The 22,321-nt window shown below is 63.1% G+C and carries 20 protein-coding genes; 17 read left to right on the top strand and 3 right to left on the bottom strand.

The features are described 5' to 3' along the window. Position 1: 1 nt before the first annotated feature. The 9 genes from rseP to CUJ91_RS10195 all read left to right on the top strand — a co-directional run bounded on the left by rseP (position 2) and on the right by CUJ91_RS10195 (position 10,038). Positions 2-1,405 carry an RIP metalloprotease RseP gene (gene rseP / locus CUJ91_RS10235; protein ID WP_107706688.1) on the top strand — a complete coding sequence of 468 codons (1,404 nt, stop codon included), beginning with the start codon at positions 2-4 and terminating at the stop codon, positions 1,403-1,405. A gap of 67 nt (positions 1,406-1,472) precedes the next feature. Further along, positions 1,473-3,785: an outer membrane protein assembly factor BamA gene (gene bamA / locus CUJ91_RS10230; protein WP_029970852.1), complete on the top strand. Its 2,313-nt coding sequence runs from the start codon at positions 1,473-1,475 to the stop codon at positions 3,783-3,785. 47 nt (positions 3,786-3,832) lie between these two features. Further along, positions 3,833-4,354: an OmpH/Skp family outer membrane protein gene (locus tag CUJ91_RS10225; protein WP_006048681.1), complete on the top strand. Its 522-nt coding sequence runs from the start codon at positions 3,833-3,835 to the stop codon at positions 4,352-4,354. An 80-nt stretch (positions 4,355-4,434) separates the two neighbouring features. Further along, the gene (lpxD, locus tag CUJ91_RS10220; RefSeq protein WP_006048682.1) at positions 4,435-5,559 is read left to right on the top strand and encodes a UDP-3-O-(3-hydroxymyristoyl)glucosamine N-acyltransferase; all 1,125 of its coding nucleotides are present in this window, start codon (positions 4,435-4,437) and stop codon (positions 5,557-5,559) included. Between the two features lie 207 nt (positions 5,560-5,766). After that, entirely contained in the window at positions 5,767-6,231 is a 465-nt protein-coding gene (gene fabZ, locus CUJ91_RS10215) for a 3-hydroxyacyl-ACP dehydratase FabZ (RefSeq protein ID WP_006048683.1), read from the top strand. A 105-nt stretch (positions 6,232-6,336) separates the two neighbouring features. Then, a complete protein-coding gene (gene lpxA / locus CUJ91_RS10210; protein WP_053858266.1) occupies positions 6,337-7,125 on the top strand; it encodes an acyl-ACP--UDP-N-acetylglucosamine O-acyltransferase in 789 nt (262 codons plus the stop codon). A 3-nt stretch (positions 7,126-7,128) separates the two neighbouring features. Beyond that, on the top strand, positions 7,129-8,298 hold the full coding sequence (lpxB, locus tag CUJ91_RS10205) for a lipid-A-disaccharide synthase (protein WP_006048685.1): 1,170 nt from the start codon (positions 7,129-7,131) through the stop codon (positions 8,296-8,298). Then, positions 8,295-9,116, top strand: a complete 822-nt coding sequence (gene rnhB / locus CUJ91_RS10200) for a ribonuclease HII (RefSeq protein WP_107706689.1) — start codon at positions 8,295-8,297, stop codon at positions 9,114-9,116. The genes lpxB and rnhB overlap by 4 nt, the downstream gene beginning before the upstream one ends. A gap of 133 nt (positions 9,117-9,249) precedes the next feature. Further along, on the top strand, positions 9,250-10,038 hold the full coding sequence (locus CUJ91_RS10195; protein ID WP_107706690.1) for a TrmH family RNA methyltransferase: 789 nt from the start codon (positions 9,250-9,252) through the stop codon (positions 10,036-10,038). 16 nt (positions 10,039-10,054) lie between these two features. Here CUJ91_RS10195 and ppsR read toward each other — a convergent pair whose 3' ends face one another. Beyond that, positions 10,055-10,870 carry a posphoenolpyruvate synthetase regulatory kinase/phosphorylase PpsR gene (ppsR, locus tag CUJ91_RS10190; protein ID WP_006048688.1) on the bottom strand — a complete coding sequence of 272 codons (816 nt, stop codon included), beginning with the start codon at positions 10,868-10,870 and terminating at the stop codon, positions 10,055-10,057. Positions 10,871-11,410: 540 nt separating this feature from the next. On the opposite strand from ppsR, the gene ppsA reads away from it, so the two are divergent. From ppsA to CUJ91_RS10175, 3 genes are all read left to right on the top strand, one after another. Next, a complete protein-coding gene (gene ppsA / locus CUJ91_RS10185; protein WP_029970856.1) occupies positions 11,411-13,816 on the top strand; it encodes a phosphoenolpyruvate synthase in 2,406 nt (801 codons plus the stop codon). A 177-nt stretch (positions 13,817-13,993) separates the two neighbouring features. Next, complete coding sequence (locus CUJ91_RS10180; RefSeq protein WP_107706691.1) at positions 13,994-14,449, top strand: NfeD family protein; 456 nt, start codon at positions 13,994-13,996, stop codon at positions 14,447-14,449. A 96-nt stretch (positions 14,450-14,545) separates the two neighbouring features. After that, positions 14,546-15,481, top strand: coding sequence for an SPFH domain-containing protein (locus CUJ91_RS10175; protein WP_006048692.1), 936 nt, complete (start codon positions 14,546-14,548; stop codon positions 15,479-15,481). A gap of 132 nt (positions 15,482-15,613) precedes the next feature. On the opposite strand, the gene smpB is transcribed toward CUJ91_RS10175, so the two are convergent. Beyond that, a complete protein-coding gene (smpB, locus tag CUJ91_RS10170; protein WP_006048693.1) occupies positions 15,614-16,060 on the bottom strand; it encodes an SsrA-binding protein SmpB in 447 nt (148 codons plus the stop codon). 100 nt (positions 16,061-16,160) lie between these two features. Here smpB and CUJ91_RS10165 point away from each other — a divergent pair, with 100 nt between their 5' ends. Both CUJ91_RS10165 and CUJ91_RS10160 read left to right on the top strand, forming a co-directional pair. Next, positions 16,161-16,598: a type II toxin-antitoxin system RatA family toxin gene (locus CUJ91_RS10165; RefSeq protein ID WP_006048694.1), complete on the top strand. Its 438-nt coding sequence runs from the start codon at positions 16,161-16,163 to the stop codon at positions 16,596-16,598. After that, on the top strand, positions 16,595-16,927 hold the full coding sequence (locus CUJ91_RS10160) for an RnfH family protein (RefSeq protein ID WP_029970859.1): 333 nt from the start codon (positions 16,595-16,597) through the stop codon (positions 16,925-16,927). Before CUJ91_RS10165 ends, CUJ91_RS10160 begins: the two co-directional genes overlap by 4 nt. A 58-nt stretch (positions 16,928-16,985) precedes the next feature. Here the strand turns inward: CUJ91_RS10160 and CUJ91_RS10155 are convergent, their stop codons facing one another. Then, on the bottom strand, positions 16,986-17,963 hold the full coding sequence (locus tag CUJ91_RS10155; protein WP_107706692.1) for a DMT family transporter: 978 nt from the start codon (positions 17,961-17,963) through the stop codon (positions 16,986-16,988). 247 nt (positions 17,964-18,210) lie between these two features. Between CUJ91_RS10155 and guaB the strand changes: the two genes are divergently transcribed. The 3 genes from guaB to guaA all read left to right on the top strand — a co-directional run bounded on the left by guaB (position 18,211) and on the right by guaA (position 22,319). Next, the gene (gene guaB / locus CUJ91_RS10150; RefSeq protein ID WP_006048697.1) at positions 18,211-19,671 is read left to right on the top strand and encodes an IMP dehydrogenase; all 1,461 of its coding nucleotides are present in this window, start codon (positions 18,211-18,213) and stop codon (positions 19,669-19,671) included. Positions 19,672-19,677: 6 nt separating this feature from the next. After that, the gene (locus CUJ91_RS10145) at positions 19,678-20,478 is read left to right on the top strand and encodes a hypothetical protein (RefSeq protein ID WP_107706693.1); all 801 of its coding nucleotides are present in this window, start codon (positions 19,678-19,680) and stop codon (positions 20,476-20,478) included. A 257-nt stretch (positions 20,479-20,735) separates the two neighbouring features. Beyond that, positions 20,736-22,319 carry a glutamine-hydrolyzing GMP synthase gene (gene guaA / locus CUJ91_RS10135; protein WP_107706695.1) on the top strand — a complete coding sequence of 528 codons (1,584 nt, stop codon included), beginning with the start codon at positions 20,736-20,738 and terminating at the stop codon, positions 22,317-22,319. Positions 22,320-22,321 lie beyond the last annotated feature (2 nt).

The raw sequence follows: 22,321 nt of genomic DNA, 5'->3' as shown, positions 1-22,321 counted from the left end.
TATGAATCTGCTGATCGAAGTGCTCGCCTTCGCGGTCGCGATTGGCGTGCTGGTGGTCGTCCACGAATATGGGCATTACAGCGTGGCGCGGCTGTGCGGCGTCAAGGTGCTGCGCTTTTCGATTGGCTTCGGCAAGCCGCTGTTCCAATGGGTTAGTCCCAAGAGCGGCACCGAATGGACGGTCGCCGCGCTGCCGCTCGGCGGCTACGTGAAGATGCTCGACGAGCGCGAGACGGGCGGCGCGCCGATTCCCGCCGAAGCGTTGCCGCATGCGTTCAACCGGCAGTCGGTGTGGCGCCGCATCGCAATCGTCGCGGCCGGGCCGGTCGCGAATTTCCTGCTTGCCATCGTCCTGTTCGGCCTCGTGTTCGCGACCGGCGTCACCGAACCGGCGGCGATCCTTGCCACGCCCGCGCCCAACACGACCGCTGCGGCCGCCGGTTTCGAAGGCGGCGAAACAGTGGTGGCGGTGCGCGCGGAGAACGCGGCCGACTCCGAGCCGGTGCGCTCGTGGTCGGATTTGCGCTGGAAGCTGCTCGGCGCGGCGTTCGATCACAAGCGCGTCGTGCTGATCGCGAAAGGCGCGAACGGCCCGTCCGACTTCCAGCTCGATCTGCGCGGTGTCACCGAAAAGGACGTCGACGACGACTTCATGTCGCGGCTCGGCTTCGAACCCGGCGGGGGCAAGCTGACGGTTGCCGGCGTGCAGCCGGGCAGTGCCGCGCAAAAGGCGGGCCTTCTTCCGGGCGATCGCTTGCGCGCGATCAACGGAGTCGCGACTGATAACGCCACAGCCTTCATCGCGTATGTAAAATCGCACGCCGGCCAACCGCTGACGCTGCAAGTAGAGCGCGCAGCCGCGGGTCAAACGGAAGCGCAGGGCTCGGGCAAGCTCGAAGACATCAGGATCGTTCCGCAAGCGCAGCGCGACGCGGCAACGGGGCAGCAGGTCGGTCGCATCGGCGCTGAGCTTGCGACCCAGGTGCCGTCCATCAACGTGCGTTATGGACCGGTCGAAAGTCTTCAGCTCGGCGCGCGCCGCACGTGGGATCTCGCGGTTTACTCGGTGCGGATGTTCGGCCGCATGATCGTTGGCGATGCATCGCTGAAGAATCTGTCGGGTCCGGTGACCATCGCCGATTACGCAGGAAAGAGCGCACGTCTGGGTCCTTCTGCATTCCTGTCGTTCCTCGCCCTCGTCAGTATTAGCCTCGGTGTACTGAACCTGCTACCAATTCCGGTATTGGACGGGGGTCATCTGTTATATTATTTGGTTGAAGCTGTGACCGGTAAAGTTGTCTCCGATCGCTGGCAACTCGTTTTTCAGAGGGCGGGTCTCGCCTGCATCGTCGCTTTGTCGGCGATTGCACTGTTCAACGATCTCGCTCGTTTAATCCACTTTTAAAGTGTCCGGCGGCGCTCACAATAGCGACCGTCCGACCTGATGCAGCTATACACACTGGGGAAGCACGTTGTTTAAACCTCATCGCTTTGTTCCGAAGACGGTTATAACCGCGGCATTCGCCGCGCATGGGCTGGTTGCTCACGCAACCACGCCCTTCGTGGTGCAAGACATCCGGATCGAGGGATTGCAACGCGTCGAACCCGGTACGGTGTTCGCCTACCTGCCCATCAAGCAGGGCGACACGTTCAACGACGACAAGGCATCCGAAGCGATTCGCGCGCTGTACGCAACGGGTTTCTTCAACGACGTCAAGATCGCGACCGAAGGCAATGTAGTGATCGTGCAGGTGCTGGAGCGTCCGGCCATCGGCACGATCGACTTCGCGGGCATTCACGAATTCGACAAGGAAAACCTGACCAAGGCGCTGCGCGCGGTCGGTTTGTCGCAAGGCCGTTACTACGACAAGGCGCTCGTCGATAAGGCGGAACAGGAACTGAAGCGCCAGTACCTGACGCGCGGCTACTATGCAGCCGAAGTCACGACCACCATCACGCCGATCGACCGCAATCGCGTCTCGGTGCTGTTCTCGGTGGCCGAAGGGCCGAGCGCCAAGATTCGCCAGATCAACTTTATCGGCAACAAGGCGTTCAGCACCGGCACGCTGCGCGACGAAATGCAGTTGTCCACGCCGAACTGGTTCTCGTGGTACACGAAGAATGACCTGTACGCGAAAGACAAGCTCACCGGCGACCTCGAAAATATCCGCTCGTACTACCTGAACCGCGGCTATCTCGAGTTCAACATCGAGTCGACCCAGGTGTCGATCACGCCGGACAAGAAGGACATGTATCTGACGGTCACGCTGCATGAAGGCGAGCCGTACACGATCTCGAGCATCAAGCTGGCCGGCAATCTGCTCGACCGCGAGCCGGAGCTTGCCAAGCTCATCAAGATCAAACCGGGCGACCGCTTCTCGGCCGAAAAGCTGCAATCCACGACCAAGGCAATCGTCGACAAGCTGGGCGAATACGGTTACGCGTTCGCGACCGTCAACGCGCAGCCGCAGATCGACCAGTCGAATCACAAGGTGGACCTGACGCTGCAAGTGGACCCGAGCCGCCGCGTCTACGTGCGCCGCATCAACGTGGTGGGCAACACCCGTACGCGCGACGAAGTGGTGCGCCGCGAAATGCGCCAGCTCGAAAGCTCGTGGTTCGACTCGAACCGCCTCGCGTTGTCGAAAGACCGTATCAACCGTCTTGGCTACTTTACCGACGTCGACGTGACCACGATCCCCGTGGAAGGCACGCCCGACCAGGTGGACGTGGACGTGAAGGTCGCCGAAAAACCGACCGGCGCGATTACGCTGGGCGCGGGCTTCTCGTCGACGGACAAGGTGGTGCTGTCCGCAGGCGTCTCGCAAGACAACGTGTTCGGTTCGGGCACGAGCCTCGCGGTGAACGTCAACACCGCGAAGACGTATCGCACGTTGACCGTCACGCAGGTCGACCCGTACTTCACGGTGGACGGCATCAAGCGTATTACCGACGTCTACTACCGCACGTATCAGCCGCTGTATTACTCGACCGATTCGAGCTTCAAGATCGTCACGATGGGCGGCGACCTGAAGTTCGGCATTCCGTTCTCGGAAGTCGATACGGTGTACTTCGGCGCGGGTCTGGAGCAGAACAAGCTCGACGTCGACGCGAACACGCCGGCATCGTACAAGCAATACGTCGACGACTTCGGCCGCGTGTCGAACAACGTGCCGGTCACGGTGGGCTGGTCGCGCGACGCGCGTGACAGCGCGCTCGTGCCGAGCCGCGGCTACTTCGCGCAGGCGAACGCCGAATACGGCACGCCGATCGGCAGCACGCAGTATTACAAGGCCGACATCAACGCACAGTACTATTACTCGTTTGCGCGCGGCTTCGTGCTGGGCTTCAACTTCCAGGGCGGCTACGGCAAGGGCACGGGCGGCAAGCCATACCCGATTTTCAAGAACTACTACGCGGGCGGTATCGGTTCGGTCCGTGGCTACGAGCCGAGCTCGCTCGGTCCGCGCGACAAGACGACGGGCGATCCGATCGGCGGCTCGAAGCTGCTCGTCGGCAACATCGAATTGACATTCCCGCTGCCGGGCACCGGCTATGATCGCACCTTGCGCGTGTTCACGTTCCTCGACGCCGGTAACGTCTGGGCGGACGCGAGCGCTGCGGCCAATTCGAACGGCGCGAACGGTCTGCGTTACGGCTACGGTGTCGGTCTCGCATGGATTTCGCCGATCGGGCCGCTCAAGCTGAGCCTGGGCTTCCCGCTCACGAAGCACACGGGCGACCAGTATCAGAAGTTCCAGTTCCAGATCGGGACGGCGTTCTGATCCGCGTTGCGGACGGCTCGCCAAACAACAGTATCGAGAGGATCACTTTGCTAACCGGTATGTTTTCGAAACGTGTGGCTTGCGCGCTGGCGCTGGCAATGACGCTGGGCGTCGGAGTGGCGCACGCTCAGGAAGCCAGGATCGCCGCGGTGAATTCGGACCGGATTCTGCGGGAATCGGCGGCGGCGAAGGCGGCCCAGGTCAAGCTCGAGGCCGAGTTCGCCAAGCGCGACAAGGACCTCGCGGACATGGCGCAGAAGCTCAAGTCGATGTCCGATTCGCTCGACAAGAACGGCGCGTCGATGTCGTCCACGGACCGTGCGCAAAAGCAGCGCGATCTGTCGCAACTCGACACCGACTTCCAGCGCAAGCAACGCGAGTTTCGCGAAGACCTGAATCAGCGCCGCAATGAAGAACTGGCAGCGGTGCTGGATCGCGCGAACAAGGTGATCAAGCAGATCGCCGAGGCGCAGCACTATGACCTGATCGTGCAGGAAGCGGTGTATGTGAGCCCGCGCATCGACATTACGGATCAGGTGCTCAAGGCTCTCGCGGCTTCAGGCAACTGAAGGCGGTAGTAGAGCGCCGACAGCGCGCACTGACAGCGCGCACCGACAAGTTGTACTGATCAGCAGGAGACACGATAGGCATGGCTTTTACGCTCGAGGACATCGTCCAGCGGTTCGGCGGTGAAGTAGTGGGAGACGGTTCGCAGCGCGTCGGCAGTCTGGCGCCGCTCGACCAGGCAGGCCCGGACCAGCTGGCGTTCCTCGCCAACCCGAAGTACCTGTCGCAAGTCGAAACAACCCGCGCGGGCGCGGTGCTGATCAATGCGGACGACCTCGCGAAGCTCGCATCGGGCAGCGGGCGTAATTTCATCGTCACACCGAACCCGTACGCTTACTTCGCGCGCGTCGCGCAAACCTTCATCGACCTCGCCACGCCGAAGGTCGCGCCCGGCATTCATCCGAGCGCGACGATCGATCCGTCCGCGCAGATCGCCGCAAGCGCGGTGATCGGACCGCATGTCACGGTGGAAGCGGGCGCGGTCATCGGCGAGAATGTGCGGCTCGACGCGAACGTGGCCATCGGCCGCGGCACGCGCATCGGCGCTGGCTCGCATCTCTATCCGAATGTCACCGTGTATCACGGCTGCAAGCTTGCGGAGCGCGTGATCGTGCACGCGGGCGCGGTCATCGGTTCGGACGGCTTCGGCTTCGCGCCGGATTTCGTCGGCGAAGGCGACGCGCGCACCGGTAGCTGGGTGAAGATTCCGCAAGTGGGCGGCGTGTCGATCGCGGCGGACGTCGAAATCGGTGCGAACACCACGATCGACCGCGGCGCGATGGCCGATACGATCATCGAGGAATGCGTGAAAATCGACAACCTCGTGCAGATCGGGCACAACTGCAAAGTCGGCGCATACACGGTCATTGCCGGTTGCGCGGGCATTGCGGGCAGCACGACCATCGGCCGTCACTGCATGATCGGCGGCGCGGTCGGCATTGCCGGGCATGTGACGCTGGCCGATCACGTGATCGTGACCGCGAAGTCCGGCGTGTCCAAGTCGCTGCTCAAGCCCGGCATGTACACCAGCGCGTTCCCGGCCGTGAATCACGCCGACTGGAACAAGAGCGCGGCCTTGCTGCGCAATATCGACAAGCTTCGCGACCGCATCAAGGCACTGGAAAACGCCGCAGCGGATCAGCAGGACAGCAAGCCGGCGAGCGCGGCATCCGGCGCGGCAGGTCATGCACGGAGTGAGAAAAGCTAGTTTTCCGGACGGCCCGCCGACTCCGCGTAAAATGGCGGGCGAATATCAGGAAGCGAAGAGGGTTGCCGTGACCCGCGGTGGCATGGCAACCGGTTCACGGCGAGCGCCGGCAGCATGCGCTCATCACGCGCTAACAACGCGTTGACAACCCACCTGCACCAGCATCCGCAGTCATCATCGCGCAGTCAATGCGTGAGCAGAAACACCATGAGCACCGAAAAAATCAATCTCGACATCCATAAGATTCTCACGCTGCTGCCCCATCGTTACCCGATCCTGCTGGTCGACCGGGTGCTCGAACTCGAGCCGCACAAGAGCATCAAAGCGTTGAAGAACGTGTCGATCAACGAGCCGTATTTCCAGGGGCATTTCCCGACGCGTCCGGTCATGCCTGGCGTACTGATCCTCGAAGCGCTTGCGCAAACGGCGGCGCTGCTGACGTTCTCGGAAGAGCCGAGCGATCCGTCGAACACGCTGTATCTGTTTGTCGGTATCGACAACGCGCGCTTCAAGCGTGTCGTCGAGCCGGGCGATCAGCTCATCCTCAACTGCACGTTCGAACGGCATATGCGCGGCATCTGGAAGTTCAAGGCGCGAGCCGAGGTGGACGGCGTGGTGGCGGCTGAAGCCGACCTGATGTGCGCGGTGCGTCACACGGACAAGGACGCCTGAATCAAGGGCACCTGACTCGAGCTTCGGCCAGCCGGCGCCTCATGCAGCGCAGCCGGCTCGCCGCAGCCCATCCAGACAACGCAACAGAATCAGAAGCGAGGACGCATGAGCAGGATTCATCCCACTGCGATCGTCGAACCGGGCGCACAACTCGACGAATCCGTTGAAGTCGGACCGTATGCCGTGATCGGCGCGCATGTCACGATCGGCGCGCGGACCACGGTCGGCTCGCACAGTGTGATCGAAGGTCACACCACGATCGGCGAAGACAACCGCATCGGCCACTACGCATCGGTCGGCGGCCGTCCGCAGGACATGAAGTACAAAGACGAGCCGACGCGGCTCGAGATCGGCAACCGCAACACGATCCGCGAGTTCACCACGATCCACACCGGCACGGTGCAGGACGCAGGCGTGACCACGCTCGGCGACGACAACTGGATCATGGCGTACGTGCACATCGGCCATGACTGCCATGTCGGCAACAACGTCATTCTGTCGAGCAACGCGCAGATGGCCGGCCATGTGACGATCGGCGACCACGCGATTGTCGGCGGCATGTCGGGCGTGCATCAGTTCGTGCGCATCGGCGCGCATTCCATGCTGGGCGGCGCATCGGCGCTCGTGCAGGACATTCCGCCGTTCGTGATCGCGGCCGGCAACAAGGCGGAGCCGCACGGCATCAACGTCGAAGGTCTGCGCCGCCGCGGGTTCTCGCCGGACGCCATTTCGGCGCTGCGCTCGGCGTACCGTCTGTTGTACAAGAACAGCCTGTCGCTCGAGGAAGCCAAGGCGCAACTGCGTGAGCTTGCATCCGCCGGCGGCGACGGCGACGGCCCGGTTGGGACGCTGCTCGCATTCGTCGAAGCGTCGCAGCGCGGCATCATCCGCTAAGCGATGGCATTGCAACCCAGTCCGCTGCGCATCGCGATGGTGGCCGGCGAGCCGTCCGGCGACCTGCTGGCGTCGTCGCTGCTGGACGGCCTTGCGAGCCGCCTGCCTGCCGCCACGCATTATTACGGGATCGGCGGTCCGCGCATGGTCGCCACCGGTTTCGACGCCCATTGGCCGATGGAGAAGCTGTCCGTGCGCGGCTATGTCGAAGCGTTGCGGCATATCCCCGAGATTCTGCGCATCCGCACCGACCTGAAGCGCCAACTGCTGGCCGAGCCGCCCTCGGTGTTCGTCGGCGTCGATGCACCCGATTTCAACTTCGGGCTCGAGCATCCGCTGCGCGAGGCCGGCATCCCGACCGTTCACTTCGTGTGCCCGTCCATCTGGGCGTGGCGCGGCGGGCGCATCAAGAAGATCGCCAAGGCGGTCGACCATATGCTGTGCGTGTTCCCGTTCGAAACGGCGCTGCTCGAAAAGGCGGGCGTCGCGGCATCGTACGTGGGTCATCCTCTCGCCGACGAAATTCCGCTTGAGCCGGACACGCTCGGCGCGCGCCGCACGCTCGGTCTGGCGGAAAGCGGTCCGGTCATCGCGGTGCTGCCGGGCAGCCGCCGCTCGGAGATCGATCTGATCGGGCCGACGTTTTTCGCCGCGATGGAAATGATGCAGCACCAGGAGCCCGGTCTGCGCTTCGTGATGCCCGCGGCGACGCCGGCGTTGCGCGAGATGCTGCGCCCGCTGGTCGATTCGCACCCCGGCCTCGCGCTGACCATTACGGACGGCCAGTCGCAACTCGCGATGACCGCCGCCGACGCGATCCTCGTGAAAAGCGGCACGGTCACGCTCGAGGCCGCGCTTCTGAAAAAGCCGATGGTCATCTCGTACAAGGTGCCCTGGCTGACGGGCCAGATCATGCGCCGGCAGGGTTATCTGCCGTACGTCGGCTTGCCGAACATTCTGGCGGGCCGCTTCGTGGTGCCGGAAATCCTGCAGCACTTCGCGACGCCGCAGGCGCTCGCCGAAGCCACGCTGAAACAGTTGCGCGATGAAGCCAACCGGCGCACGCTGACGGAAATCTTCACGGAGATGCATCACGTGCTGAAGCAGAACACCGCGCAGCGTGCGGCGGAAGTGGTCGCGAGTGTCGTTGAGAAGCGCAGGGCGCGGCCGTGAGCGACGAACGCACCAAGCGCACTAACGAGCACGCCGCTGCGCACGCCGCTGCCCGCTCGCCACGCCGCAAGACCGCGGCCGTCGCCAGCGCGGCGACTCGGCAGGTCGGCCTGAACTTCGAGACGGCGGAGGACATCGTCTGCGGCGTCGACGAAGCCGGGCGCGGGCCGCTGGCCGGGCCGGTCGTCGCTGCTGCTGTGATTTTCGATCCGTCGAAGCCGATGATTCGCGGCCTCGACGATTCGAAGGTGCTTACCGCGAAAAAGCGCGACGAACTGTACGAGAAGATCGTCGACCGTGCGCTCGCTTACTGCATCGCCTCGGCAACGGTCGAGGAAATCGATACGCTGAACATTCTGCACGCCACCATGCTGGCCATGAAGCGCGCGGTAGAAGGGCTGTCCGTCACGCCGACGCTCGTGAAGGTGGACGGCAACCGCTGCCCCACGCTGAGCGTTCGCAGCGAAGCGGTGATCGGCGGCGACGCACTGGTCAAAAGCATTTCCGCGGCGTCGATTCTTGCGAAGGTGACGCGCGACCGGATGCTGCTCGAATTGCACCAGACTTATCCCGTGTACGGCTTTAACGCGCATGCCGGCTACGGCACGCCGCAGCATCTGGCGGCCTTGCGTGAACATGGGCCGTGCGAGCATCACCGGCGCTCGTTCGCACCCGTGCGCGAAGCGCATCTGCGATTTGGCACCGGCGTGCCGCTGCCGGCGGGCGAGATTATCGCCGTGCCGGAAATGCTCGCGGACGGCGTGCTGGACGATGCGCTGCTCGACAGCGACGCGTTCGGCGAACGCAGCGGCGCGTGAGCATAAGACGCCACAGCTAACGTGGCACAATCGCCCGTCAATGCTGCCGTCGCCGTAACCAGCACCTAGCCGCACCGCCTGCGATCAGCAACGCGCTCATCCTTCTCCTCATTTCTCATCGTCTTCGCTGCCTGTGAAAGCCATCACCTCGCGGGAGAATCCGCTCTATAAACGCCTGAAGGCGCTTGCCGGATCGACGCATCAACAGCGTCGCAGCGGTCATGCGCTGCTGGAAGGTTTTCATCTCGCGAGCGCGTATCTCGACGTCGCGGGGCAGCCGGAAATGTGCATCGTCACCGAGGGCGCGCTTCGTCACGACGAAGCTCAGGCGATCGTTTCGCGTATCGACGAGCAACGCATCGTCACGCTGCCAGACGCGCTGTTCGGACAACTGTCGAATGTCGTGCACGGCGTCGGCATGCTGCTGCTCGTGGAAAAGCTCGATACGCCGCTGCCCGACACGGTCGCGCAAACCTGCATCGTGCTCGACGGCGTGCAGGACGCAGGCAACGTCGGCTCCATCTTGCGCAGTGCGGCCGCGGCCGGCATTCAGCAGGTGTTCTGCGCGCCGGGCACGGCATACGCTTGGTCGTCGAAAGTATTGCGCTCGGGCATGGGCGCGCACTTCCTGCTGCAGATTCACGAAGACGTCGAAGCGCAGACGTTGATCGAGCGCCTCGCGGTGCCGGTTGTCATCACGGATTCGCACGGCGCCGAAGCGATCTACGATTGCGATCTGAGCGCGGAACTGGCGTGGGTATTCGGCAATGAAGGCGCCGGCGTGTCGCAAGCATGGCGCGACGCGGTCACGTTGCGCGTGACGATTCCGCAGCCGGGCGGCATGGAATCGCTGAACGTCGCGGCGGCCGCGGCTGTCTGCGTGTTCGAGCAATGCAGACAGCAGCGCGCGAGCCGCGCATAAACGAGCGAAGGCTCGCTCAATACGACGGCCGATCCAGCTTGATTTCCTGCAGGATCGTGGTCGCGATCTCTTCGATCGACTTGTGCGTCGACGACAGCCACTTGATCCCTTCGCGACGCATCATCGCCTCGGCTTCGTTGATCTCGTAACGGCAATTTTCCGGCGCAGCGTATTTGCTGCCAGGCCGGCGCTCGTTGCGAATCTCCGAAAGCCGTTGCGGATCGATCGACAAGCCAAACATCTTCTGCCGATGCGCCAATAGCGGCGTAGGCAGCTTGCCGCGCTCGAAATCTTCCGGAATCAGCGGATAGTTCGCTGCTTTCACGCCGTACTGCATCGCGAGGTAGAGGCTCGTCGGCGTCTTGCCGCTGCGCGATACGCCGACGAGGATCACGTCTGCGTCGGCGAGATTGCGGTTCGACTGGCCGTCGTCGTGCGCGAGCGAGAAGTTGATCGCCTCGATGCGGTTCTTGTACTCCTCGGTGTCCGCGTTCTGGTGGCCGCGCCCCATCGCGTGGCTCGACTTCAGCTCCAGTTCCTGTTCGAGCGGCTCGACGAAGGTCTGGAACATGTCGAGCACGAGCGCGTTCGAGCCTTTGACGATCTGATTCGATGCGCTGTCCACGAGCGTGGTGAAGACGATCGGACGGCGACCGTCCTGCTGGACCGCTTCATTGATTTTTTCGAGCGTGGCGTAGGCCTTTTCTGTCGAGTCGACAAAAGGCACGCGGACCAGGCGAAATTTCTGGTCGAACTGGGAGAGGATCGAATGCGCGAAGGTTTCGGCAGTGATCCCGGTACCGTCGGAGACGATGAATACGGTGGGCGGCATCAGTGGGGCAGGGAACGTGAGCGGCAAAAAGCGCTCGAATGGAACATTGCTGGAGCGACTTCGCTGCGCGGTGGCTGACCACTCATGCAGCGGCGTCGAAACAGCGCGCCGTGGGCACCGCTACTACGCCAGGACTGGCCTGGAGGCTCTCTTCATGCATTGGAAGAGCCCTGCGGGCAGCCTGGCGCGATTCGAGGCGCAATTCTCGTCCGACAGTCACATTTCGAGAGTCGGCACGGTAGAATAGCGGCAACCTGTTGGATAAGCAATTGCAGGCGATTGGCGTCTAACTCGCTGCGAACGGTCGTTCAACGCGATGTTATCTGGTGCTAAAGCGGGCGGATCGCGATTGATCGGGCGCTAAATGCGTCGATTCGCCTTCTTCGTGTGGAACGGGAGCGCAAGCCCGAACCCGCGCGGCGCCACAAGCGATTGCTTCTCCAACAGGTTGTGCAAGACGCGAGCTCACGCTTCCAATGAGCGTCTCGCGTTCGAGCCCACTTGCACAGCCGTGAATTTCTTTCACACTTAGGGGCTTGTATGACTAACGCAGTTACCGTCGCAAAGGATAAGGCGTATGTAGTTCCGTTCGAGCAGTTGCGGATGACCGATGTGGAGATTGTCGGCGGCAAGAACGCGTCGCTAGGCGAGATGATCAGTCAGCTTGCCGAAGCCGGCGTGCGCGTGCCGACCGGTTTCGCCACGACGGCACTGGCTTTCCGTGACTTCCTGCATCACAACAACCTGACGGAACGCATCGCCCAACGTCTCGAGACGCTCGACGTCGACGACGTGAAGGCGCTTGCCGAAGCGGGCAAGGAGATCCGTCAATGGATCGTCGACGCTCCCATGCAGCCGCAACTCGAAGCCGACATTCGCGCGGGCTTCGACACGCTTCAAAACAGCTCGCCTGAAGAGCTGTCGTTTGCCGTGCGTTCGTCGGCAACGGCGGAAGACTTGCCGGACGCATCGTTCGCGGGTCAGCAGGAAAGCTACCTCAACGTGGTCGGTATCGAAGACGTGCTCGATCGCATGAAGCACGTGTTCGCGTCGCTCTACAACGACCGCGCTATTTCCTATCGCGTTCACAAGGGCTTCACGCATGCTGAAGTCGCGTTGTCGGCGGGCGTGCAGCGCATGGTGCGCTCGGACGTCGGCGCGGCCGGCGTGATGTTCACGCTCGACACGGAATCGGGCTTCAAGGACGCGGTGTTCATCACGTCGAGCTACGGTCTCGGCGAAACGGTCGTGCAAGGCGCGGTGAATCCGGACGAGTTCTACGTCTACAAGACCACGCTCGCGCAAGGCAAGTATCCGATCATCCGCCGCTCGATTGGCTCGAAGCTCATCAAGATGGAGTTCACGAAGGCCGGTGAAGAAGGCCGCGTGAAGACCGTCGACGTGACGCACGAGCAGCGCAACCGCTTCTCGATCACCGACGAAGACGTGATCGAACTCGCGAAATACGCGGTCATCATCGAAAAGCACTACCAGCGTCCGATGGACATCGAGTGGGGCAAGGACGGCCGCGACGGCAAGATCTTTATCTTGCAGGCGCGTCCGGAAACGGTGAAGAGCCAGGCGACGGGCAAGGCCGAGCAGCGCTTCAAGCTGAAGGGTCAATCGAACGTGCTGGCTACCGGCCGCGCGATCGGCCAGAAGATCGGCGCGGGCCCGGTGCGCGTGATTCACGATCCGTCGGAAATGGACCGTGTGCAGCCGGGCGACGTGCTGGTCGCCGACATGACCGACCCGAACTGGGAGCCGGTCATGAAGCGCGCGTCCGCAATCGTCACCAATCGTGGCGGCCGCACGTGCCACGCGGCAATCATCGCGCGTGAGCTGGGCGTGCCGGCCGTGGTCGGCTGCGGCGACGCGACCGACGTGCTGAAGGATGGCGCGCTCGTCACGGTTTCGTGCGCGGAAGGCGACGAAGGCAAGATCTACGACGGCCTGCTCGAAACGGAAATCACCGAAGTGCAGCGCGGCGAACTGCCGCCCATTCCGGTGAAGATCATGATGAACGTCGGCAACCCGCAACTGGCTTTCGACTTCTCGCAACTGCCGAACGCGGGCGTCGGTCTCGCGCGTCTCGAGTTCATCATCAACAACAACATCGGCGTTCATCCGAAGGCGATTCTCGAGTACCCGAACATCGACCAGGACCTGAAGAAGGCCGTGGAAAGCGTCGCTCGCGGTCACGCATCGCCGCGCGCGTTCTACGTCGACAAGCTGACTGAAGGTATCGCGACGATCGCCGCGGCCTTCTATCCGAAGCCTGTGATCGTGCGTCTGTCGGACTTCAAGTCGAACGAGTACAAGAAGCTGATCGGCGGTTCGCGCTACGAGCCGGACGAAGAGAATCCGATGCTGGGCTTCCGCGGCGCGTCGCGCTACATCGCCGAAGACTTCGCCGAAGCGTTCCAGATGGAATGCGTCGCGCTGAAGAAGGTGCGCGAAGAGATGGGCCTCGACAACGTCGAGATCATGGTGCCGTTCGTGCGTACGCTGAAGCAGGCTGAGCGCGTGGTCGGCTTGCTGGAGAAGTTTGGCCTGAAGCGCGGCGAGAAAGGCCTGCGTCTCATCATGATGTGCGAAGTGCCGTCGAACGCGATTCTCGCCGAAGAGTTCCTGCAATTCTTCGACGGCTTCTCGATCGGTTCGAACGACCTGACGCAGCTCACGCTCGGCCTCGACCGCGACTCCGGCATGGAACTGCTGGCGGTCGATTTCGACGAACGCGATCCGGCGGTCAAGTTCATGTTGAAGCGCGCAATTGAAACGTGTCTGCGTCTGGACAAGTACGTCGGCATCTGCGGTCAGGGTCCGTCGGATCATCCGGACTTCGCGCAATGGCTGACGGATGAAGGCATCAAGTCGATCTCGCTGAACCCTGACACGATCATCGAGACGTGGCAGCAACTGGCGAAATCGTCGACGAAGTAAGCGTGCGGCGTGCCGCGTCCTAAGCGGCACGCATAACGAAAAGTGCGGCATATCAACGGCGCGTCAAACGCGCGTCAGCGGCGCAGTGAAGCGCGTCCTGAATGCCGGTAATTTGTCCGCGCTTCGTGCTATAAACACCCCGGTAGATCCGGGGTGTTTTGCTTTGTGGAGGTCGACGTGGCGCCAGGGGGATTGTTCTGGTGGGTCGGGGCGGGCGTGCTGGTCGTGCTGGAATTGCTCAGCGGCACGTTCTATCTGCTGATGATCGCGCTCGGTTGCGTCGCGGCGGCTATCGCGCATATTGCGGGCGCCGCCGCCGACGTGCAGTTCGCCGTTGCCGCGGTCGTCGCGCTGGCGGCCGTGTTTGTGCTCAAGCGTTCGCGCTTTGGCCGCAGGACGCGCAAGGAAGCGTCCGCGAATCCGGACGTCAATCTCGACATTGGGCAGACGCTCAGCGTGCCCGCGTGGCACGAGCGTCGCGCGCGGGTCAGCTATCGCGGCGCGCAATGGGACGCCGAACTGGCGCCCGGCGAGCCCGAAGATGCTCAAACCTACGAAATCATCGAACTGCACGGCAGTTGTCTTGTGGTCGCGGCGAAGCGGCCCGCGACGCATCACGCTAATACGCGGTAAGCGTCGGACATTCGCTGACTTGTTTGACCCAAACCAGTCAACCGAACTAGTTAACCGAACTAACTAATCAAACCAACTAAAGATTGGAGGGCGTAAATGGATTCCACCATTATCGGGGCAGTGCTGCTCGTCATTGTGATCGTGCTGGCGGCGCAGACCATCAAGATCGTGCCGCAGCAGCACGCGTGGGTGCTGGAGCGGCTCGGCCGCTATCACCGCACGCTCACGCCGGGCCTGAGCTTCGCGTTTCCTTTCGTCGACCGGATCGCGTACAAGCACATTCTCAAGGAAATTCCGCTCGAAGTGCCGAGCCAGGTCTGCATCACGCGCGACAACACGCAGTTGCAGGTGGACGGCGTGCTGTATTTCCAGGTGACCGATCCGATGAAGGCGTCGTATGGATCGAGCAACTTTGTGTTCGCGATCACGCAGTTGTCGCAGACCACGCTGCGCTCGGTGATCGGCAAGCTCGAACTCGACAAGACTTTCGAGGAGCGCGACTTCATCAATCACAGCATCGTCTCGTCACTCGATGAAGCAGCGGCGAACTGGGGCGTCAAAGTCCTACGCTACGAGATCAAGGATCTGACGCCGCCGAAGGAAATCCTTCACGCGATGCAGGCGCAAATTACGGCCGAGCGCGAAAAGCGCGCGTTGATTGCGGCTTCGGAAGGGCGCAAGCAGGAGCAGATCAACATCGCGTCCGGCGGGCGCGAGGCGGCAATCCAGAAATCGGAAGGCGAGCGCCAGGCGGCGATCAACCAGGCGCAAGGGCAGGCCGCGGCGATTCTTGCGGTTGCCGAGGCCAATTCGCAAGCCATCCAGAAGATTGCTGCTGCGATTCAGTCGCATGGCGGCATGGAGGCGGTGAACCTGAAGGTCGCCGAGCAATACGTGAACGCGTTCGGCAATCTGGCGAAGCAGGGCACCACGCTGATCGTGCCCGGCAATCTCGCGGATATGAGTTCGATGATCGCATCGGCGCTGACCATCGTGAACAAGGGCAAGAGCGGGGTGGCGGAGGCGCGCTGAGCGCGCGTTGGTTTTTGCGTTGGGCGCCGTTGCGCCATTGCTGTAAAAAAATGGCCCGCAGCAAGCGGGCCATTTTTATCGTGCTCGGTAAACGCTGCTCTGGCAGCGTCGCGGCAAACGCCCGCCCACGACTCAGGTCGGCGAGCGCATCAAACGCGCCTTTTCGCGCTCCCAATCGCGCTTTTTCTCGGTTTCGCGCTTGTCGTGCATCTTCTTGCCCTTGGCGAGGCCGATCTCGCATTTGACGCGGCCGCCCTTGTAGTGAAAATTCAGCGGCACGAGCGTGTAGCCGCGCTGTTCCACCTTGCCGATCAGCTTGCTGATTTCTTCGCTGTGCAAAAGGAGCTTGCGCGTGCGAACAGGGTCGGGGTTGATGTGGGTCGAGGCTTCGGGCAGCGGGCTGATGTGCGTGCCGATCAGGAACAGCTCGCCGTTCTTGATCACGACGTAACCTTCCTTGATCTGGCCGCGCCCGGCGCGCAGCGCCTTGACCTCCCATCCTTCGAGCACGAGCCCTGCTTCGTAACGTTCTTCGACCGAGTAGTCGTAGAACGCTTTTCTGTTGTCGATAATGCTCATGAATGGAAAGTGCCCAACTCGTTTAAAATCACGATTTTAGCAAAGCGGGGCAAGGAAAGCCCGCCGCGCCCGTCCACCCTTGCCACGTGCTGTTCAATTTATGGCAGATGTCCAGAAAACCGTGTTGATCCGCCATTCGGCGGAACAGATGTTCGACCTCGTCACCGACGTCGCCGATTACCCGAACTTCCTGCCCTGGTGCGGAGGCGTCGAGGTCCGTCATCGGGACGATACCAGCATGGAGGCGAAGATCGACATCAATTTCAAGGGCATCAAGCAGCACTTTGCGACGCGCAACAGCATGGAGCGGCCCACCCGCATCGACATGGAATTCGCCGACGGGCCGTTTCGCAAGTTCACCGGCTTCTGGCGCTTCACGCCGCTGCGCGCGGACGCCTGCAAGATCGAGTTCGCGCTGCACTACGAGTTCACCAACATCATCCTCGAAAAGATCATCGGGCCGGTGTTCAATCACATCGCCAATACATTCGTCGAATCTTTCGTGAAGCGCGCGGACCAGCGCTACGGCAAGGCATGAGCGGGCGTCTGTCCGTCCAGGTCTGTTATGCGCTCGCGAACGAACAGGCGCTCGTCGACGTGCAATTGCCGGCGGGCGCCACGCTCGCACAGGCTATCGAGGCAAGCGGCATTCTTCAGCGTTTTCCTCAGATCGATCTAGCGACGCAAAAGGTCGGCGTATTCGGCAAGCTCAAGCCGCTCGACACCGTGCTCGCCGATCACGACCGCGTCGAGATCTACCGGCCGCTGCTCGTGGACCCGAAGGTGTCACGCCAGCGTCGCGTCGAGAAGACCCGCAAGGCCGGCTCGATCGAAGGGCGTCGCTGGCAGAACAAGGATTCGCGTTAAACGCGTACGTTGCGCGGTGCGCGCCCTGCAATGCGGGGCGGCCCGTGGACCATGCGTGCTAGGGCGCCGAACCCTGAGCCTTTTCTTCGACCGGCGCAGTGCCGCCGGAATCGTCGTCCGCATGCTGACGCACCGACCAGCACACGCCCGCCACCAGCAACAGAATCGCGGCGAGTTCGAGCGGCCGCGGCAGGCGCTCGTCGTAAATGAACGCGTAGAGCAGCGCGAACAGCGTTTCAAACACGATCATCTGACCGGAAAGCGTCAACGGCAGCCGCTTCGACGCCGCATTCCACAGCCCGTTGCCAAGCCACGACGCGCCGATCGCGAGAACCAGATTGAGCGCCCAGAAGCTGTGCCAGCGGCTTTGCGCGAGTTCGCCCTGCGGGCCGCCCGGCGGCAGCGCGGCGATCGCGAGCCACAGCGCGGCGCCGAGCGCGCCTGTCACGACGCCCCACAGCACGGACCACTCGTTGCCGCTGAAATGCGTGTGCCGTTGCAGGTAGCGGGTGTTCTCGACCGCGAACCACGTCCAGCAGCCGAGCGCGCCGACTGCGCAGGCAAGGCCGAGCAGCTTCGTCAGGACGCCGGCGGGCGTGCCGTCGGCGGCCGTAAAGACGTCGATATTGATGCAGACGATGCCCGCCATCACGGCCGCAAGCGGCCACGCGAGGCGCGCGAGCGGCACCGCGCCGCGGTCGCCGCGGCCCATCAGCGTGACCGTCACCGGCAATACGCCGACGATCAGCGACGCCGGCGCGATGCCGACGAGGTGCACCGCCGCCGTCAGCAGCAGGTAGTACAGGAGATTGCCGCCCAGCGCGAGCTTGACGAGCGCGACGAGGTCCTCGCGAGTCAGGCGCTTGAGCAGCGAACGCGCCGTGGGCAACGCCGCTGCGAGCGCGACGACGCCGTACATCGTGTAGCGGCCGGCCGACAGCAACAGCGGCGAAAAATCCGGCAGCACGCGCGGGACCAGAAACACCATGCCCCATAGGGCTCCGGCCATGACTCCATAGGCGACACCGCGCTGCATCGACTGCTCCTGCGAAAAAACTGGAATGGTCGCAAGCGTAGCCGGCCGGCGCGAGGGGCGTCTTGTTTGATTCTGCATTCGGGCCCGAGCAAACGAAACGCGATCGAACCCGAGGCGAACGGCGAAGCGAAATCAAGGGTGTAAAAGCCACGAAAAAATGCGCCCGAAATTCGCTAAGCTGCTGTTCGCGCAGTGAAAAGCGGGGAGGTATCGCGTATAATTCGCTTTTGCGCCTATAGGATTTGCCATGCGTCTGATCCAAACAGCACTCACGTTCGATGACGTGCTCCTCGTCCCGGCCTTCTCCGATGTTCTGCCGCGCGACACCAGCCTCAAGACCCGGCTGACCCGCAACATCTCCCTGAATATGCCGCTCGTGTCCGCCGCCATGGACACCGTCACCGAAGCCCGTCTCGCCATTGCGATGGCGCAAATGGGCGGCGTCGGCATCATCCACAAGAACCTCACGGCTGCCGAACAGGCGCGTGAAGTGGCCAAGGTCAAGCGGTTCGAGTCAGGCGTGGTGCGCGATCCGATCACGGTGCCGCCGCAAATGAAGGTGCGCGACGTCATCGCGCTGTCGCAGCAGCATGGCATTTCCGGCTTTCCGGTGGTGGAAGGCTCGCAGCTGATCGGTATCGTGACCAACCGCGACCTGCGTTTCGAGGAGCGTCTGGACGAGCCGGTGCGCAGCATCATGACGCCGCGCGAGCGCCTCGTGACCGTCAAGGAAGGCACGTCGCTCGCCGAGGCCAAGGCGCTGATGCACAGCCACCGCCTTGAGCGCGTGCTGGTCATCAACGACGCATTCGAGCTGCGCGGCCTGATGACGGTGAAAGACATCACCAAGCAGACCGAACACCCGGACGCCTGTAAGGACGAGCACGGCAAGCTGCGCGCGGGCGCGGCCGTCGGCGTCGGCGCGGACAACGAAGAGCGTGTCGAACTGCTGGTGCAGGCGGGCGTGGACGTGATCGTCGTCGACACCGCGCATGGCCACAGCAAGGGCGTGCTCGAGCGCGTGCGCTGGGTCAAGCAGAACTTCCCGCACGTCGAGGTGATCGGCGGCAACATCGCCACCGCGGCGGCAGCCAAAGCGCTCGTCGAATACGGCGCGGACGGCGTGAAGGTCGGCATCGGCCCGGGCTCGATTTGCACGACGCGAATCGTCGCCGGTGTCGGCGTGCCGCAGGTCACGGCAATCGCGAACGTGTCGGAAGCGCTCAAGGGCACGGGCGTGCCGGTCATCGCAGACGGCGGCGTGCGTTTCTCGGGCGACGTCAGCAAGGCGCTGGCAGCGGGCGCGAACGCCGTGATGATGGGCAGCATGTTCGCCGGCACCGAAGAAGCGCCGGGCGACGTGTTCCTCTATCAAGGCCGTCAGTACAAGTCGTACCGCGGCATGGGCTCGGTCGGCGCAATGAAGGACGGCGCGGCGGACCGCTACTTCCAGGACAACTCGGCGAATATCGACAAGCTGGTGCCGGAAGGCATCGAAGGCCGCGTCGCTTATAAGGGTTCCGTGAACGCGATCCTGTTCCAGCTGATCGGCGGCGTGCGCGCGAGCATGGGCTACTGCGGCTGCCGCACGATTGCCGAGATGAACGAGAAGGCCGAGTTCGTGCAGATCACGGGCGCGGGTTTGCGCGAGTCGCACGTGCACGATGTTCAGATCACCAAGGAAGCGCCCAACTACCACGTGGACTAAACGCCAATGAAGCCATTGCTGCGCGCTGTACTGATTGTCGATGCGCTGTTGCTGCTCGCGTTCGGCTTGCTGTTCCTGCTGACGCCCTGGACGTCGTTGTACAACGCGCTGCTGTTGGTGCAGACGCAGCCGGCTCTGGCCGGCCAGGCGTTTGGCCTGGCGCTCATCGGGCTCGCCTGGCTGGCGTTGCATGCGTCGATCGACGGGGCGCTGACTTCGTCGGTGGCACGCGTGGTCGGCCATGTGAACTGGCTGACCGGCGTGCTCATGCTGGTGTGGCTGCTCGGGCTGCATACGCCGTCGCTGAGCGCGTTCGGGCAGATCGTCGCGGTGCTGACCGGTGTCGTGCTGCTGGTGCTCGGTCTTGGCGGCGTGCGTTTGTCGGGCGCGGTGCGGCGGCGCGAGAAGTTGCGCGTCGCTGAGGCTGTTGCCGCTGAGCGCGCCGAAAAGCAGGCCGCAAAAGACGCCGCGAAAAACGCGGCGAACCTCGAGGCAAATCGCCGTGAACCGGTTGTGCCGGCTACGGCGGGGTTTCCGGTGTATCACGCGGAGCCGGTGGTTGAGCCTGTTATCGGGCGTGGAGTTGATCCGGTTGCAAGGCCTGGCGTGGCGCCTGTGGTGCCCGCGGCGTCCGAAGCGTCGCCGGTCAACCCGACGACCTCCGCCCATTTGCATGCCACGACGGGCGAAGTGCTGAGCCCGTCGGAGCGAGCGGCACGCGCTGAAGCTGCTGCTGCCGCACGCGACGATGCCCGCAATGCCGCCGACGACGCCGCGAATGCGCCACGGCCTCCGTTCCATGGTTGACTGGCCGCGCGCGACTCGTTTGCCGAAGCAACCGGAATCCGCACGCGCGCCGCACCGCAGCCTGGTGACCCATGTTGTGGCTTCGGGCGCAACGAGCGAACGTCACGCGGGCATCAGCATTGCGTTCCGCTTTCCCGCCGTTGCGCTTCACCGTCGCAAGCCCCGGCCGTTTGTTCCCTCGTGGACCGCTTTGAATTCAACGCCGCGCCGTACGCGCGGCATTCCGTATCCGCTCACTTTTGACATCGTCCGCTGCCATGCATGACAAGATCCTGATCCTCGACTTCGGTTCGCAAGTCACCCAACTGATTGCACGTCGCGTTCGCGAAGCCAACGTGTATTCGGAAATCCATCCGTATGACGTCGATGCTTCGTTCATCCGCGACTTTGCGCCGAAGGGCGTGATCCTGTCGGGCGGACCGAGCTCGGTCACTGAAACCGACACGCCGCGCGTGCCGCAAGTGGTGTTCGAACTCGGCATGCCCGTGCTCGGCATCTGCTACGGCATGCAGGCCATGGCCGAGCAACTGGGCGGCCGGGTCGACATCGGCCATCTGCGTGAGTTCGGTTATGCCGAAGTGCGCGCGCGCAATCACACGAGCCTGCTCGAAGGCATCAGCGACTTCACGACGCCCGAAGGCCACGGCATGCTGAAGGTGTGGATGAGCCACGGCGACAAGGTGCTGGAGATGCCGCCGGGGTTCGCGCTGATGGCATCGACGGAATCGTGCCCGATCGCCGCGATGGCCGATGAGCAGCGTCATTTCTATGGTCTGCAATGGCACCCGGAAGTCACGCACACCGTGCAAGGCCGCGCGATGCTCGAGCGCTTCGTGCTGCAGATTTGCGGCGCGCGTCCCGACTGGGAGATGGGCCATTACATCGACGAGGCGGTCGCGAAAATTCGCGAGCAGGTCGGTAACGAGCACGTGATTCTGGGTCTGTCGGGCGGCGTGGATTCGTCGGTCGCGGCGGCGCTGTTGCATCGCGCGATCGGCGATCAACTGACGTGCGTGTTCGTCGATCATGGCCTGTTGCGCCTGAACGAAGCCGAGCAGGTCATGGCCACGTTCGCGGATCACCTGGGCGTGAAGGTGATTCACGTCGACGCGAGCGATGTGTTCCTGCGCAAGCTCGAAGGCGTGACCGATCCGGAAGCGAAGCGCAAGATCATCGGCGCGGAATTCGTCGAAGTGTTCCAGACGGAAGCCGGCAAGCTGACCGACGCAAAGTGGCTCGCGCAAGGCACGATCTATCCGGACGTGATCGAATCGGCGGGCAAGGGCAAGAAGGCGACGCAGACCATCAAGAGCCACCACAACGTGGGCGGCCTGCCGGAGACGCTGAACCTGAAGCTGCTCGAGCCGCTGCGCGAACTGTTCAAGGACGAAGTGCGCGAACTCGGCGTGAAGCTCGGTCTGCCGCCGGCGATGGTGTACCGCCATCCGTTCCCCGGTCCCGGTCTTGGCGTGCGGATTCTCGGCGAAGTGAAGCGCGAGTTTGCGGACCTGCTGCGTCGCGCGGACGCGATTTTCATCGAGACGCTGCGCACGTTCATCGACAAGGAAACCGGCAAGTCCTGGTACGATTTGACGAGCCAGGCGTTCGCGGTGTTTCTGCCGGTGAAGAGCGTCGGCGTGATGGGCGACGGCCGGACTTACGAGTATGTGGTCGCGCTGCGCGCGGTGCAGACGCTCGACTTCATGACCGCGCATTGGGCGCATCTGCCGCACGAGTTGCTGGGGCATGTGTCGAACCGCATTATTAATGAAGTGCGCGGGATTAACCGGGTGGTGTACGACATTTCGGGGAAGCCGCCGGCGACGATTGAGTGGGAGTGATT

Source organism: Paraburkholderia graminis, assembly GCF_003330785.1.
Taxonomy (GTDB): Bacteria; Pseudomonadota; Gammaproteobacteria; order Burkholderiales; family Burkholderiaceae; genus Paraburkholderia; species Paraburkholderia graminis.
Note: the sequence above shows the minus strand (reverse complement) of the source record. Positions and strands in the feature narration are given on the sequence as shown.